Here is a 15,384-nt window from a genome sequence, read left to right as displayed (position 1 = left end):
CGTTAAAAATGGTGGGTATTCGATTTTTCTCTCGTTTTTGTCAATTCGATTGTCCACAGTTATGGTCACGCCCGTCACCAACGGCTTACCAGATCGTTTCACAGTAAGCCCTACGATGAAATGTGACAAAAATTGACTTTATTCAGCAAAAATGAAAATCAGCCCGCTGAATATGTAACATTAATTAACCCGAACAATACGGGCAAAAACATTCATGATAAAAATATTTATTGGTCATTATATTAACGTATTTTATAGCACTGCCGATATCACGCTCAAAAAACAACCACTGCTATTTTTAGCAAAGCTTATGGTATACTCCGCCGCCTTAACATTTTTCACCGCAAATTTTCATTGCAACATGACGAGGAAAATAAATGAGTACGCCTGATTTTTCTACTGCCGAGAATAATCAAGAACTGGCAAATGAAGTCTCCTGCCTGAAAGCGATGCTGACGCTGATGCTGCAGGCGATGGGACAAGCTGACGCGGGCCGCGTGATGTTAAAGATGGAAAAACAGCTTGCGCTGATCGAAGACGAAACCCAGGCTGCAGTATTTTCCAAAACGGTTAAGCAAATTAAACAAGCCTACCGTCAGTAATATAAAACCGGCTGAGAGCGTGCCTTTCAGCCGGTTTTTGCATCTGGCACGCAGAAAGAAAAGCGATCAAATTAAGCCAGTAGCGGCCGCGTAACAGGCCACCTGGGTCTTATTTGGTGCATTGATTTTTTTCTGCATGTTTTTCTGATGGAAATTGACCGTATTCTCAGAGATTGACAAAATCATCGCTATCTCTGCTGATGTCTTCCCTTCCGCCGTCCATTTCAGAATTTCTTTTTCGCGCTTGCTGAAATTCATCTCTGGCGTCATCACTATTTCATCATTTAAACGCATCAGAGCCATCAGACTTTCGCGCACCAGTAACTGCATTTTTAATTGCAGTTCATCACTAAGAATGGGTATTTCGCGCGTGCTGCAACGGGAAAAGGACAAAAAGCCCAGCGCCCGATTTGGCAGCATTAAATACTGAGTGACACCGCGGCGTAAACCATGTGCGTGCGCGGCTTCCCATAATGGCTGTGCTTCGCTGAATAAGTCATCATTCCACATTAAATGGCCCTGACTAAAGTTTTCAGGGTTCAGCACAGGATCAATTGCGAGAAAATTTTTTGCCTGATAATAACTAACCCACGACTCAGGGTAATTGGTGTAGAAAGCCACTTTAGGTCGCGTGAATGGTACCGGGTGGCGAACACATAACGAATAGTAATCGTACTCCAGCTGCTGAGCCTGAAGCTCTATTTCATGGTAGACCTCTTCTGCGGCCTCCATCCTCTGAAAACGCAACAGCATCGTGCGACGCCAGCTGAAAAAATCCGTATCCTGCATAGTAAACCGCAACGCCCCTGAGAGTGAGTATCATTTATAATGATAATTCAAACTATCACATAAATAAGATTTATATATAATTTATATTATTCAGGCAATGAATTACTTTTGCAAGCCATCGCATTCTCTTATGTTATTAATGAGTTATGCTGATTTGTTAAGCAGTTTTATCACGCTTGAAATGGCGTCCCGCCCCGACAGGTGAATCGTCGGGGCTGATTTTTTCTTATTATTGCAGCAGAAACTTCTCGAGGAACTGTCGGGTGCGAGGCTGCTGGGGATCGGCAAATAACGCTTTTGCTGCCCCCTGCTCGACTATCCGCCCCAGGTCCATAAAAATCGCCCGGTCCGCAACATCCCGGGCAAAGCTCATTTCGTGCGTCACAATCACCATCGTGCGCTTTTCCTGCGCCAGCTGGCGGATTGTGTTCAGGACTTCGCCCACCAGCTCTGGATCCAGCGCTGACGTTGGCTCGTCAAACAAAATCACCTCAGGACGCATTGCCAGCGCACGCGCAATCGCTACACGCTGCTGTTGACCGCCAGACAAACGACGTGGATAGCTGGTTTCTTTACCGGCCAGCCCAACTTTCGCCAGCAGCTCGCGAGCGCGCGCCGTGGCCTCTTCTTTCGGTTCGCCTTTGACGATCACCGGCCCTTCAATAATGTTTTCCAGCACCGTACGATGCGGAAACAAATTAAAGTTCTGGAAGACAAACCCGACGTGCTGACGCAACTGGCGAATCAGCGATTTTTGCTGACTTAATGAACGTGCAGTATCAATAGTGATATCGCCAACGGTGATCGTTCCCGCTTCCGGTTGTTCCAGCAGATTTATGCTGCGTAGCAACGTGGTTTTGCCGGAACCACTCGGACCGATAATTGCCACCACTTCGCCAGGCTTTACCTCGAGGTCGATACCGTGTAGCACCGTCTGACCGTGGAATTTTTTCACCAGGTTCTTAACTTCAATGGCACTCATTTGGGTTCTCTCTCCTGGCGATTAAGTTGATTCTCAAAATGGTTCTGCAACGTCGATAACACAGTCGCCATGATCCAGTAGATGAGCGAAGCCGCCAGGTACATGGTGAACACCTCCAGCGTGCGCGAGGTAATCAACTGCGCCTGACGGAACAGCTCCGGCACCTGGATTGTCGCGGCCAGCGACGTATCTTTTACCAGACTGATAAAGCTGTTCGACAGCGGCGGCAACACCACCCGCGCCGCCTGTGGCAAAATCGCGCGACGCATGGTCTGCCACGGCGTCATACCAATACTGGCAGCGGCTTCCCACTGACCTTTATCAATAGAAGAAATGGCGGCGCGCAGCGTTTCGGCGGCATAGGCGGCAGTGTTCAGCGACAGACCAATCATTGCTGACGGAATGGGATCTAATTCGATACCAAACTGCGGCAGGCCGTAATAGATCATAAACAGTTGTGCGATGAGCGGCGTACCACGAAAAATAGAGATATAAAAACGCGCCAGCCAGCGCACGGGCCAGATTGGCGACAGGCGCATCAGCGCGAGAATAAACCCGAGTAGTAAGCCAAAAAACATGCCGCCGATACTGAGTTGCAGGGTATACCCAGCCCCTTTCAACAGGAACGGCAAGGAATCAATAACCAGTTGTATACTTTCTTGCATGAGCGTTCCTGGAGCTAAACGTGGGGATGATAGGCGAACAGCGCAGGCGCGCCGCCGGTATGAATAAACAGAATCGGCCCTTCATCTTTGAAGCGTTTCTGACTGATACCGTCAATCAGCCCCGCCATCGCTTTTCCGGTATACACAGGATCAAGCAGAATGCCTTCCAGACGCGCCAGCAATTTCACTGCTTCCATGCCTTCGTCGTTCGGCACGCCGTAGCCAGGTGCAAAATAGTCATCCCAGAGTAAAATTTCCGCTGATGCGGTCAGCTCCAGTTCTTTCGCAATCGCCTGTTGTAGGTTAACCACTTTCGGCAATTGATCGGCAACGGAACGCGACACGGTCACGCCAATCAGTTCGCTTTCAGGCATCAGGTGTTCCAGCCCAACAGCCAATCCGGCGTGAGTTCCGGCACTGCCCGATGCGACCACCACCGACGAAATATTAACCGCCCCTTCACACTGTTGCGCGATTTCCAGCGCACTCTCCACATAACCCAGCGCGCCCAGAGCATTAGAACCGCCAACCGGAATGACATACGGGCGAAAGCCTTGTGCTTCGACTCGCGTCGCCAGCTCTTCCAGTTGGGCATTGGGATCGGTCAGTGCGTCGCACATTTCAATCTGGGTATTGAACAGATTCAGCAACAAACGATTGCCGTTGGTTAAATAGTTTTCTGCGGTTGTGCCAATAGGATTTTCCAGCAGCGCCACGCAGTGCAGGCCGAGTTTCGCCGCAACTGCGGCAGTCTGCCGCACATGGTTAGACTGGATCGCGCCGGCAGTAATCAGCGTATCGGCACCTTCGCGCAGGGCATCTGCCGCGAGAAATTCCAGCTTACGTAATTTATTGCCGCCCATTGCCATGGGTGTGACGTCATCCCGTTTGATGAAAATTTCCCGTCCAAGATAATCAGAAAAGCGCGGCAGATATTCGAGCGGCGTTGGCGCGCCGATAAACTCCAGCCGTGGAAAACGGGTTAAATTATGCAGTGGCATAATAGCCTCCGATGTGTGTTGTTGTGATTTTCTTATTATGCACGCTGAAAACGCGTAAATAAAAAAGGCGCTAGTGAAAGCGCCCTTTTTTGTCATTATGCTGATTATTTGGTCACATCAGCACCAAACCATTTTTCGGAAAGGGCTTGCAGAGTGCCATCTTTTTGCATTTCCGCAATTGCATCGTTCACTGCTTTCAGCAGGTCTTCATTTCCTTTACGCAGCGCCACGCCAGACTCCTGACGGGAGAATGCTTCACCGGTTACTGCCAGCGTATCGTTGGTTTTCTTCACCAGATCCAGCGCCGCCAGACGGTCAACGAGGATCGCATCGATACGGCCTACGCGCAGATCCTGATATTTGGTCGGGTCATCATCATAGGTACGCACATCGACGCCCTGAACATTCTGCCGCAGCCACTCTTCATAGTTGGTGCCCAGACCGACACCCACTTTTTTGCCTTTCAGATCAGCAGCCGTTTTAATGGTGCCTTCGTTACCTTTTTTCACCAGCGCCTGAATACCAGAAATGGTGTACGGGGTAGAGAAATCGTATTTTTTCTTGCGCTCATCAGAAATGGTGACCTGATTAATCACCACATCAATACGTTTAGAGTCCAGCGACGCTAGCATACCGTCCCATTTGGTCGGTTTTAGTGACGCCTCAACGCCAAGATGTTTTGCCAGCTGTTGGGCAAATTCCACTTCAAAACCGGTTAATTTGCCGTCATCCCCCTGAAAACTGAACGGCGGATAAGTTCCTTCCAGCCCTACCAGTAGCGTACCGCGCTCTTTGACTTTATTAAGCAGACCTTCATCTGCAAAACTTTTAACGCTCATGCCCGCAACCAGCGCCACGGCCATCACACCCATCAATGCCTGACGTCCCAGATGTGCTAATTTCATATTCACCCCGAATGTTGTTATGTCTGTTTGCAGTGTAGAGCCATTGTTTGTAAACACAAAAACAACTCCGCTACATCTTATTCTTATTTAATATATATCAGAAGCAGGCAGGCTGGAGGATTTCGGCACAAGTCCGGTACACGTTTGACGCTGATAGTGTTGATACTTCCGTAATGCGATGCGGTAATTGTTGGTGCTGGTGGTGGGCAGCCACGGGGCGAGGATTTCATCAAGGAAACCGTCCTGCAGCTGATCGAGGGAAATATTTTGCTCATGTAGATGATTCCCCAAACGGCGCAAACGAACGACATATTCACGCACCGTACCTGGGCTCATTTCAGTTTGCTCAAAAAGAAATTGCTTAAAGCCGATAATATCGAAAAAATCACTCTGCGTTTTGCAATGTAAATCACCGCAAAATCGGCACAATGCCGCCCATGACTGTTGTTCCACTTGCCAGCCATTTTCATCAAGCAGCGTGTCCAGGCGGGAAATCTCGATTTTATTCACTATTTTGCCGTCGCGAACTAAGGTAATGCGATCGAGTAATTTACGGCAATGCGCGCAATGGGCCTGGCTGTGTTTAAAGTCTTTAAGATAGCGGCTTAATGGCCGTCTTTTCAGGTGCTGCACCATCATTAAGAACTCCTGGTAGTCAAAGTTAAAGTGCGGCATTTACTGACGTTATAACTTACCCAGTTTAGTGCTTAACCGTTTAATGGCCTGGCTGTGTAACTGACTGACCCGCGATTCCCCGACCTCCAGCACCGCGCCAATCTCTTTGAGATTCAGCTCTTCCTAGTAATAGAGGGTTAATACCAGTTTTTCGCGCTCCGGCAACGTTTCGATAGCTTCCATCACCCGCTGGCGCAGATTACTGTCCAGCAGTTGTTGTAGCGGGTTTTCTCGCTGATGATCATCAGTAACCAGTTCGATGCTATCGCCGTGCTCTTCGCGCCACTCATCGTAGGAGAAAAGCTGGCTGTTATTGGTGTCGAGCAACATTTGGCGATAATCGGCAATATCGATCCCTAAACGTTCCGCTACCTCAGTTTCCGTGGCGTTGCGGCCAAGTTCCTGCTCCAGTTACCCTATTGCCTGTGCCACTTCACGCGCGTTGCGTCGCACGCTGCGCGGCACCCAGTCACGGCTGCGAAGTTCATCCAGCATAGCGCCACGGATACGCTGCACTGCGTAAGTTGTAAATGCCGTTCCTTGTAGGGCGTCATAGCGTTCGACGGCATTAAGTAACCCAATGCCGCCCGCCTGTAGCAGATCGTCAAGTTCCACGCTCGCGGGCAGTCGAACCTGCAGGCGCAATGCTTCGTGACGCACCAGCGGGACATAACGCTGCCACAGCGAGTGTTTATCCATTACACCTTCAGCGGTATAGAGTGAATTCACGATAAACAGCCCTGCGTTATATGAGTTATCGGCATGATTATCCGTTTCTGCAGGGTTTTTAATCGGACGATTAGTGGGTGAAATGAGGGGTTATTTGGGGGTTACCGGTAAATTCCATGCAGAAAAAACCCCGCCGGTGGCGGGGAAGCACGTTGCTGACAAATTGCGCTTTATGTTGCCGGATGCGGCGTAAACGCCTTATCCGGCCTACAAAAATGTGCAAATTCAATAAATTGCAATTCACCTTGTAGACCTGATAAGTGCAGCGCATCAGGCAATTTGGCGTTGCCGTCAGTCTCAGTTAATCAGGTTACGACGATTAACCCTGCAGCAGAGACAGAACCTGCTGCGGTACCTGGTTGGCTTTTGCCAGCACGGAGTTACCGGCCTGCTGGATGATCTGCGCTTTCGACATGTTGGACACTTCGGTCGCATAGTCGGCGTCCTGAATACGGGACTGCGCTTCAGACAGGTTGGTAGTGGTGTTGTTCAGGTTGGTGACTGCAGAATCCAGACGGTTCTGAATAGCACCCAGGGATGAACGGAATTTGTCGATGGAGCTGATAGCTTCATCCAGGGCAGCCAGAGGATCTTTGGTTGCAGTGCCTGCACTGGTGGTTTCAGTGGTCAGTTTGCCTGTAGAGTTAACATAAGCCTGTGCCCCAACAGTAGCTGCAAATTTACCAGTTGCACCTGCGCCATTTGAAGCTACAGTTACTGTACCGGTATCCTTATCGACGTTGTAGTTGATAGTGTAAGATGCGGTTGTGGTGAGCTCTTTGTCTGCATCAGTATAGGTGTCATTCGAATTACCAGCACCATTAGTATTCGCACCACCGAAGGACGCCGTTGCAGACTGAATACCTGTATTATACTTAATTGTCGCACCAGTAACTGCTGTGTTAGCCGTTGCAGCACTCTGCACTGTGCTCAGTACAGTATCAGCGCTTACAGTTTTGGTGTAGGTTACGCCAGAAGTTGCCGCTGCACCAAAGTTATAAGTTGTGCCAGACAACTGGATAGAACCAGTTGTCGCTAAGGTACTACCGCTAGCAAACAGATCGGACAATTTCGCTGAAGATGCAATGCCGGCGTTGTTTGTAGATAGGTTACCAGTAGCGTCTAGGTACGCGGCTTTACCACCGATGGTCACATCGCCATTAGCATCTACATCAAACTTCACATCACCAGTACTACGAGTATAAACACCTGATGCAGTAGTGCCAGCCGCTGGTTTCAGAGTATTCGCAAAGTTAACAACATCGCCATCTGCAACTGTTGCTTGAGTGGTGAAGTTCCCTTTAGCCGCATCATAAGTATAGATCGCAGCACTCGAGCCAGTAGTAGTAACTGTATCTCCGGTTTTCAGGCGAGACAGTGCATCGCTAGCGCTGAGTACTGTATTGTTTGTGGTCACAGCATAAGGACCTGTTCCCGTTGCACCAGCAGCGGTCAGATCGCTGACTGTAGCAGCTTTGTTCGCAATAGTGCCTTTGCCATTCACGTTAAAACCATTCAGCCCCAGCGTATCTGAGTCAATTTTCTTCAGATCAATCGTGATAGTCTGGCCGTCATTCGCACCAACCTGAATTTTCATTGAACCGTCTTTCGCCAGTGCGTTCACGCCGTTGAACTGGGTCTGGCCAGATACGCGGTCAATTTCGTCCAGACGGGATTTGATTTCGTCCTGAATGGAGTCCAGATCCGAATCGGAGTTAGTCCCGGTAGAAGCCTGAACCGTCAGTTCACGAATACGCTGTAAGTTGTTGTTGATTTCGGACAGCGCGCCTTCAGTGGTCTGCGCAACGGAGATACCGTCGTTGGCGTTACGGGCCGCCTGAGTCAGGCCTTTAATATTAGAAGTAAAACGGTTAGCAATCGCCTGACCTGCGGCGTCATCCTTCGCGCTGTTAATACGCAAGCCAGAAGACAGACGCTCGATAGAACTCGACAGCGCAGACTGGTTCTTGTTGATATTATTTTGAGTGATCAGCGAGAGGCTGTTGGTATTAATGACTTGTGCCATGATTCGTTATCCTATATTGCAAGTCATTGATTACGTATTGGGTTTCCACCCGTCGGCTCAATCGCCGTCAACCCTGTTATCGTCTGTCGTAAAACAACCTTTAGAATTTTTTTCACAAACAGCCATTTTTTGTTAGTCGCCGAAATACTCTTTTCTCTGCCCCTTATTCCCGCTATTAAAAAAAACAATTAAACGTAAACTTTGCGCAATTCAGGCCGATAACCCCGGTATTCGTTTTACGTGTCGAAAGATAAAAGGAAATCGCATGGCAAGTATTTCATCGCTGGGAGTCGGGTCAGGTCTGGATTTAAGTTCAATCCTTGATAGCCTCACCGCCGCGCAAAAAGCGACGCTAACCCCTATTTCAAATCAGCAATCGTCGTTTACCGCTAAACTTAGCGCCTACGGTACGCTGAAAAGCGCGCTGACGACTTTCCAGACCGCCAATACTGCATTGTCTAAAGCCGATCTTTTTTCCGCCACCAGCACTACCAGCAGCACCACCGCGTTCAGTGCCACCACTGCGGGTAACGCCATCGCCGGGAAATACACCATCAGCGTCACCCATCTGGCGCAGGCGCAAACCCTGACCACGCGCACCACCAGAGATGATACGAAAACGGCGATCGCCACCAGCGACAGCAAACTCACCATTCAACAAGGCGGCGACAAAGATCCGATTACCATTGATATCAGCGCGGCTAACTCATCGTTAAGCGGGATCCGTGATGCTATCAACAACGCAAAAGCGGGCGTAAGTGCGAGCATCATTAACGTGGGTAACGGTGAATATCGTCTGTCAGTCACATCAAATGACACCGGCCTTGATAATGCGATGACACTCTCGGTCAGCGGTGATGATGCGCTACAAAGTTTTATGGGCTATGACGCCAGTGCCAGCAGCAACGGTATGGAGGTCTCGGTCGCCGCCCAGAATGCGCAGCTGACGGTCAACAACGTCGCCATTGAGAACAGCAGCAACACCATCAGCGACGCGCTGGAAAACATCACCCTGAACCTGCACGATGTCACCACGGGCAACCAGACGCTAACCATCACTCAGGACACCTCCAAAGCGCAAACGGCGATTAAAGACTGGGTGAATGCCTATAACTCGTTAATAGATACCTTCAGTAGCCTGACCAAATACACCGCCGTAGATGCGGAAGCTGATAGCCAGAGTTCTAGCAATGGCGCACTGCTCGGCGACTCCACGCTGCGGACGATTCAGACGCAGTTGAAGTCGATGCTGAGTAATACCGTCAGTTCTTCCAGCTATAAAACGCTGGCGCAGATTGGTATCACGACCGATCCCAGCGATGGCAAACTGGAACTGGATGCCGACAAACTCACCGCTGCACTGAAAAAAGATGCCAGCGGCGTAGGTGCATTGATTGTTGGCGATGGTAAAAAAACCGGCATCACGACCACCATCGGCAGCAACCTGACCAGTTGGCTTTCGACAACGGGCATTATTAAAGCCGCTACCGATGGCGTTAGTAAGACCCTGAATAAGTTAACTAAAGACTACAACGCCGCCAGCGATCGCATTGATGCGCAGGTCGCGCGCTACAAAAAACAATTTACCCAACTGGACGTTTTAATGACCTCGTTAAACAGCACCAGCAGCTACTTAACGCAGCAGTTCGAAAACAACAGTAATTCCAAGTAATCATTATTCATCGGGAGATAGGTCATGTACGCGGCAAAAGGCACCCAGGCCTATGCACAAATTGGCGTCGAAAGCGCCGTAATGAGCGCCAGCCAGCAGCAGCTGGTCACCATGCTATTTGATGGAGTGCTGAGCGCACTGGTTAGAGCGCGCCTGTTTATGCAGGACAACAATCAGCAAGGCAAAGGCGTCTCTTTGTCAAAAGCGATCAACATCATTGAGAACGGACTGCGGGTGAGTCTTGATGAAGAGAGCAAAGACGAACTAACCCAAAACTTGATTGCTCTTTATAGCTATATGGTCAGGCGCTTGCTGCAAGCCAATTTACGCAACGATGTCTCCGCAGTCGAAGAAGTGGAAGCATTAATGCGCAATATTGCCGATGCCTGGAAAGAGTCGTTACTCTCCCCTTCTTTGATTCAGGACCCAGTCTGATGAACCATGCACCGCATTTGTATTTCGCCTGGCAACAACTCGTCGAAAAAAGCCAGCTCATGTTACGCCTGGCAACGGAAGAACAATGGGACGAACTCATCGCCAGCGAAATGGCGTATGTGAATGCGGTGCAGGAGTATAGCACACCTGACTGAAGAGGTTGCCCCGTCCACCACGATGCAGGAGCAGCTCCGCCCGATGCTGCGCCTGATTCCCGACAACGAAAGCAAGGTAAAGCAGTTATTACAGATTCGTATGGATGAACTGGCGAAACTGGTCGGTCAGTCATCGGTGCAAAAATCGGTGTTAAGTGCCTATGGCGATCAGGGCGGCTTTGTGCTGGCTCCGCAAGATAACTTCTCGTGAATCTTAACGAGCTAATGGTTCGCGAATAATCCGATTACGGCTACGCTTCTAATGTTCCCCTTGAATGGAGTCGAAGAATGCGTAATCCCACGCTGTTACAATGTTTTCACTGGTATTACCCGGAAGGCGGTAAGCTCTGGCCTGAACTGGCCGAGCGCGCCGACGGTTTTAATGATATTGGTATCAATATGGTCTGGTTGCCGCCCGCCTATAAAGGCGCATCGGGCGGGTATTCGGTCGGCTACGACTCCTATGATTTATTTGATTTAGGCGAGTTTGATCAGAAAGGCAGCATCCCTACTAAATATGGCGATAAAGTACAATTGCTGGCCGCCATTGACGCCCTGAAACGTAATGACATTGCGGTGCTGTTGGACGTGGTAGTCAACCACAAAATGGGCGCGGATGAAAAAGAAGCTATTCGCGTGCAGCGTGTAAATGCTGACGACCGTACGCAAATTGATGAAGAAATCATTGAGTGCGAAGGCTGGACGCGTTACACCTTCCCCGCCCGTGCCGGGCAATACTCACAGTTTATCTGGGATTTCAAATGTTTTAGCGGTATCGACCATATCGAAAACCCTGATGAAGATGGCATATTTAAAATTGTTAACGACTACACCGGCGAAGGCTGGAACGATCAGGTTGATGATGAATTAGGTAATTTCGATTATCTGATGGGCGAGAATATCGATTTTCGCAATCATGCCGTGACGGAAGAGATTAAATACTGGGCGCGCTGGGTGATGGGACAAACGCAATGCGACGGTTTTCGTCTTGATGCGGTCAAACATATTCCGGCGTGGTTTTATAAAGAGTGGATCGAACACGTACAGGAAGTTGCGCCAAAGCCGCTGTTTATTGTGGCGGAGTACTGGTCGCATGAAGTCGATAAACTGCAAACGTATATTGATCAGGTGGAAGGCAAAACCATGCTGTTCGATGCGCCGCTGCAGATGAAATTCCATGAAGCATCGCGCATGGGGCGCGACTACGACATGACGCAGATTTTCACGGGTACATTAGTGGAAGCCGATCCTTTCCACGCCGTGACGCTCGTTGCCAATCACGACACCCAACCGTTGCAAGCCCTCGAAGCGCCGGTCGAACCGTGGTTTAAACCGCTGGCGTATGCCTTAATTTTGTTGCGGGAAAATGGCGTTCCTTCGGTATTCTATCCGGACCTCTACGGTGCGCATTACGAAGATGTCGGTGGTGACGGGCAAACCTATCCGATAGATATGCCAATAATCGAACAGCTTGATGAGTTAATTCTCGCCCGTCAGCGTTTCGCCCACGGTGTACAGACGTTATTTTTCGACCATCCGAACTGCATTGCCTTTAGCCGCAGTGGCACCGACGAATATCCCGGCTGCGTGGTGGTCATGTCGAACGGGGATGATGGCGAAAAAACCATTCATCTGGGAGAGAATTACGGCAATAAAACCTGGCGTGATTTTCTGGGGAACCGGCAAGAGAGCGTAATAACCGACGAACACGGCGAAGCAACCTTCTTTTGCAACGGCGGCAGCGTCAGCGTGTGGGTTATCGAAGAGGTGATTTAAATTCATCCCCGGCGGCAAGCCGGGGAGATTTCATTACGGCAGTGGCGTCGGTAACGGCGCTTTATCCAGCGCGGCGGCACACTCTGCCGTCGGGCGATCCACACGCTCCATCGTCATACCATCGTACTCAATGGTGTTACCGTCACGCTCAACCTCGTACAGCTCACGTTTTACGGTAACGTTAGTGAGATCATCAGACATCAATGTCAACTTACCCGGCACAGCAATCACCCGCTGCCACTGACGGCAATCCAGAGTATCACCCTCTTTAGTGACAATCAGGCTGCCTATCGCTTCCGGACTGACCAGCGCACGTTGCGGCCCTTTGGTCTGCCAGTAGCCCGCCAGCCAGTCCGGCGCGGGGGTTTTCACGACATTGTTATAGTTTTCGACTTCGGCACAGCCCGCCAGCAACATGAGCGCGCCTGCAATTGCGAGTTTTTTCATCATTCGTCCTGCATGAGAAGAAAAGAGGATTGTGGCATTAAAGCCCTGATGTCGCCAGCCTTTCCAGGTTCAGAGAGAAATTTGATCTAACTATTATTTTTGTGAATTATTACCCCGAAAATAAATTTGCATGATGTATGATTCGCGACTCTTGTTTCAAACCTTCTGAGTTCAGAGGCTACATTCATGTCATGGCAGCAATTCAAACACGCCTGGTTGATTAAATTCTGGGCACCCATCCCTGCGGTCATCGCGGCGGGTATTCTCTCCACTTACTATTTTGGCATTACTGGCACCTTTTGGGCTGTCACGGGTGAATTTACCCGTTGGGGCGGCCAGCTCCTGCAGCTGTTTGGCGTCCATGCTGAAGAGTGGGGTTATTTTAAAATTATCCATCTGGAAGGATCGCCATTAACCCGCATCGACGGGATGATGATCCTCGGCATGTTTGGCGGCTGCTTTGCCGCAGCGCTGTGGGCCAACAATGTCAAACTGCGCATGCCACGCAGCCGTATCCGCATTATGCAGGCCATTATTGGCGGTATTATCGCTGGTTTTGGCGCGCGTCTGGCAATGGGCTGTAACCTGGCGGCGTTCTTTACCGGTATTCCTCAGTTCTCGCTGCATGCCTGGTTCTTTGCCATCGCCACTGCCATTGGTTCATGGTTTGGCGCACGCTTTACCCTGCTGCCCATCTTCCGTATTCCCGTGAAAATGCAGAAAGTTTCTGCCGCCTCACCGCTGACGCAAAAACCGGATCAGGCGCGGCGTCGTTTTCGTCTCGGGATGCTGGTCTTTTTCGGTATGCTGGGCTGGGCGCTGCTCACGGCGATGAACCAACCAAAACTGGGGCTGGCAATGCTGTTTGGCGTCGGCTTTGGTTTACTGATTGAACGTGCGCAAATCTGCTTTACTTCGGCGTTCCGCGATATGTGGATCACCGGACGTACCCATATGGCGAAAGCAATCATTATCGGTATGGCGGTGAGTGCCATCGGGATCTTCAGTTACGTACAGTTAGGCGTTGAACCCAAAATCATGTGGGCGGGACCAAACGCGGTAATTGGTGGTTTACTGTTTGGTTTTGGCATCGTGCTGGCAGGCGGCTGCGAAACCGGCTGGATGTACGCGCGGTAGAAGGCCAGGTGCACTACTGGTGGGTCGGTCTGGGCAATGTGATCGGCTCGACGATTCTGGCGTATTACTGGGATGATTTCGCTCCGGGGCTGGCCACCGACTGGGACAAAATCAACCTGCTGAAAACCTTTGGCCCGATGGGTGGCCTGCTGGTGACATATTTGCTGTTGTTTACTGCGCTGATGTTGATTATCGGCTGGGAAAAACGCTTCTTCCGCCGTGCGGCACCGCAGACTGCTAAGGAGATCGCATGAAAAATATCGTTCCTGATTACCGCCTTGATATGGTGGGTGAACCCTGCCCTTATCCGGCAGTCGCAACCCTTGAGGCGATGCCGCAGTTAAAAAAAGGGGAAATCCTGGAAGTGGTGAGCGACTGTCCACAGTCGATCAATAATATTCCACTGGATGCGCGTAATCACGGCTATACGGTGCGGGATATTCAGCAAGACGGGCCGACCATTCGTTATTTAATTCAGAAGTAATCCCTCATTCCCGCTGTGGCCCACAGCGGGAACATCGTTGCCTCTGACACATAGATTTTACCCGCCCCCTCTCCTATTCTTTTCAGTATGATCTCAGGAGGTTTCTATGTGTGGACGCTTTGCCCAATCCCAAACGCGTGAAGATTACCTTGCGCTTCTCGCGGAAGATATTGAACGCGATATTCCCTACGATCCCGAACCCATTGGCAGATACAACGTCGCGCCGGGAACCAAAGTTCTTCTGCTCAGTGAACGTGATGAACACCTTCATCTGGATCCGGTTTTCTGGGGATATGCTCCCGGATGGTGGGATAAACCGCCGCTGATTAACGCCCGCGTAGAAACTGCCGCAACCAGTCGCATGTTTAAACCGCTCTGGCAACATGGTCGGGCAATCTGTTTTGCCGATGGCTGGTTTGAGTGGAAAAAAGAAGGCGACAAAAAACAGCCTTTTTTTATCTATCGTGCTGATGGACAACCTATTTTTATGGCCGCGATAGGTAGCACACCATTTGAGCATGGTGACGAAGCCGAAGGATTTTTAATTGTCACTGCTGCAGCAGACCAGGGTCTGGTAGACATTCATGACCGCCGCCCGCTGGTTCTGTCGCCAGAAGCTGCACAGGAATGGATGCGGCAAGAGATTGGCGGTAAAGAAGCATCAGAAATTGCTACCAACGGCTGTGTGCCAGCAAACCAGTTCACCTGGCACCCGGTATCGCGCGCGGTAGGTAATGTCAAAAACCAGGGCGCGGAGTTAATTCAACCTGTTTGTTGACATCCTCCACGCCCTGAAGGACGAGGCTCCCTGCTACGTTCAGGCTGTCGCCTGAATCATTTCGGTGGGTTCCTGCTTCAACGGGCGGCCTGACTGCACCATCTCTCCACAGGCAAGAACGGCGTG

Annotated in this window: 16 protein-coding genes and 4 pseudogenes; 10 read left to right on the top strand and 10 right to left on the bottom strand. The window is 50.3% G+C overall.

What is annotated here, in order from left to right; all coding sequences use genetic code 11:
- Positions 1–61: 61 nt before the first annotated feature.
- The 3 genes and pseudogenes from BFF42_RS28305 to yecF all read left to right on the top strand — a co-directional run.
- Positions 62–133 (top strand): annotated as a pseudogene (locus BFF42_RS28305) (transcriptional regulator); the annotation flags it as partial.
- Positions 134–214: 81 nt separating this feature from the next.
- Entirely contained in the window at positions 215–391 is a 177-nt protein-coding gene (yecU, locus tag BFF42_RS12465; RefSeq protein ID WP_000590347.1) for a protein YecU, read from the top strand.
- Complete coding sequence (yecF, locus tag BFF42_RS12460) at positions 378–602, top strand: DUF2594 family protein YecF (RefSeq protein ID WP_000106474.1); 225 nt, start codon at positions 378–380, stop codon at positions 600–602. The genes yecU and yecF overlap by 14 nt, the downstream gene beginning before the upstream one ends.
- Before the next feature lie 66 nt (positions 603–668).
- On the opposite strand, the gene sdiA is transcribed toward yecF, so the two are convergent.
- From sdiA to BFF42_RS12420, 8 genes and pseudogenes are all read right to left on the bottom strand, one after another.
- The gene (sdiA, locus tag BFF42_RS12455; protein WP_001154276.1) at positions 669–1,391 is read right to left on the bottom strand and encodes a quorum-sensing transcriptional regulator SdiA; all 723 of its coding nucleotides are present in this window, start codon (positions 1,389–1,391) and stop codon (positions 669–671) included.
- A gap of 229 nt (positions 1,392–1,620) precedes the next feature.
- Positions 1,621–2,373 carry an L-cystine ABC transporter ATP-binding protein TcyN gene (tcyN, locus tag BFF42_RS12450; RefSeq protein ID WP_001272989.1) on the bottom strand — a complete coding sequence of 251 codons (753 nt, stop codon included), beginning with the start codon at positions 2,371–2,373 and terminating at the stop codon, positions 1,621–1,623.
- Positions 2,370–3,038 (bottom strand): cystine ABC transporter permease, encoded by a 669-nt coding sequence (tcyL, locus tag BFF42_RS12445; protein ID WP_001158224.1) that lies wholly within the window; start codon positions 3,036–3,038, stop codon positions 2,370–2,372. The genes tcyN and tcyL overlap by 4 nt, the downstream gene beginning before the upstream one ends.
- Before the next feature lie 14 nt (positions 3,039–3,052).
- A complete protein-coding gene (dcyD, locus tag BFF42_RS12440; RefSeq protein ID WP_001128240.1) occupies positions 3,053–4,039 on the bottom strand; it encodes a D-cysteine desulfhydrase in 987 nt (328 codons plus the stop codon).
- 104 nt (positions 4,040–4,143) lie between these two features.
- Entirely contained in the window at positions 4,144–4,944 is an 801-nt protein-coding gene (gene tcyJ, locus BFF42_RS12435; protein WP_001295643.1) for a cystine ABC transporter substrate-binding protein, read from the bottom strand.
- 87 nt (positions 4,945–5,031) lie between these two features.
- A complete protein-coding gene (gene fliZ / locus BFF42_RS12430; RefSeq protein ID WP_146759041.1) occupies positions 5,032–5,583 on the bottom strand; it encodes a flagella biosynthesis regulatory protein FliZ in 552 nt (183 codons plus the stop codon).
- 45 nt (positions 5,584–5,628) lie between these two features.
- A pseudogene (gene fliA, locus BFF42_RS12425) lies at positions 5,629–6,348 on the bottom strand (RNA polymerase sigma factor FliA).
- Between the two features lie 319 nt (positions 6,349–6,667).
- Positions 6,668–8,374, bottom strand: coding sequence for a FliC/FljB family flagellin (locus BFF42_RS12420; RefSeq protein WP_000079687.1), 1,707 nt, complete (start codon positions 8,372–8,374; stop codon positions 6,668–6,670).
- A gap of 265 nt (positions 8,375–8,639) precedes the next feature.
- On the opposite strand from BFF42_RS12420, the gene fliD reads away from it, so the two are divergent.
- The 4 genes and pseudogenes from fliD to amyA all read left to right on the top strand — a co-directional run bounded on the left by fliD (position 8,640) and on the right by amyA (position 12,412).
- Complete coding sequence (gene fliD, locus BFF42_RS12415; RefSeq protein ID WP_000146776.1) at positions 8,640–10,046, top strand: flagellar filament capping protein FliD; 1,407 nt, start codon at positions 8,640–8,642, stop codon at positions 10,044–10,046.
- A 24-nt stretch (positions 10,047–10,070) separates the two neighbouring features.
- Positions 10,071–10,481 (top strand): flagellar export chaperone FliS, encoded by a 411-nt coding sequence (fliS, locus tag BFF42_RS12410; protein ID WP_000270663.1) that lies wholly within the window; start codon positions 10,071–10,073, stop codon positions 10,479–10,481.
- Positions 10,481–10,847 (top strand): annotated as a pseudogene (gene fliT, locus BFF42_RS12405) (flagella biosynthesis regulatory protein FliT). Before fliS ends, fliT begins: the two are co-directional and overlap by 1 nt.
- Positions 10,848–10,924: 77 nt before the next feature.
- Positions 10,925–12,412: an alpha-amylase gene (gene amyA, locus BFF42_RS12400; protein WP_039060117.1), complete on the top strand. Its 1,488-nt coding sequence runs from the start codon at positions 10,925–10,927 to the stop codon at positions 12,410–12,412.
- 33 nt (positions 12,413–12,445) lie between these two features.
- Here amyA and yedD read toward each other — a convergent pair whose 3' ends face one another.
- On the bottom strand, positions 12,446–12,859 hold the full coding sequence (yedD, locus tag BFF42_RS12395) for a lipoprotein YedD (RefSeq protein WP_001295642.1): 414 nt from the start codon (positions 12,857–12,859) through the stop codon (positions 12,446–12,448).
- A gap of 186 nt (positions 12,860–13,045) precedes the next feature.
- On the opposite strand from yedD, the pseudogene yedE reads away from it, so the two are divergent.
- The 3 genes and pseudogenes from yedE to BFF42_RS12380 all read left to right on the top strand — a co-directional run bounded on the left by yedE (position 13,046) and on the right by BFF42_RS12380 (position 15,258).
- Positions 13,046–14,250, top strand: a pseudogene (yedE, locus tag BFF42_RS12390) (selenium metabolism membrane protein YedE/FdhT).
- Complete coding sequence (gene yedF / locus BFF42_RS12385; RefSeq protein WP_000790505.1) at positions 14,247–14,480, top strand: sulfurtransferase-like selenium metabolism protein YedF; 234 nt, start codon at positions 14,247–14,249, stop codon at positions 14,478–14,480. Before yedE ends, yedF begins: the two are co-directional and overlap by 4 nt.
- Positions 14,481–14,586: 106 nt before the next feature.
- The gene (locus tag BFF42_RS12380; protein WP_000334580.1) at positions 14,587–15,258 is read left to right on the top strand and encodes an SOS response-associated peptidase; all 672 of its coding nucleotides are present in this window, start codon (positions 14,587–14,589) and stop codon (positions 15,256–15,258) included.
- A 39-nt stretch (positions 15,259–15,297) separates the two neighbouring features.
- Here BFF42_RS12380 and BFF42_RS27720 read toward each other — a convergent pair.
- Positions 15,298–15,384, bottom strand: an 87-nt coding sequence (locus BFF42_RS27720) for a hypothetical protein (protein WP_032292931.1), incomplete at its 5' end; no start/stop codon positions are given.

Origin of the sequence: Shigella sp. FC1661 (assembly GCF_001712525.1) — a bacterium.
GTDB lineage: Bacteria > Pseudomonadota > Gammaproteobacteria > Enterobacterales > Enterobacteriaceae > Escherichia > Escherichia coli.
Note: the sequence above shows the minus strand (reverse complement) of the source record. Positions and strands in the feature narration are given on the sequence as shown.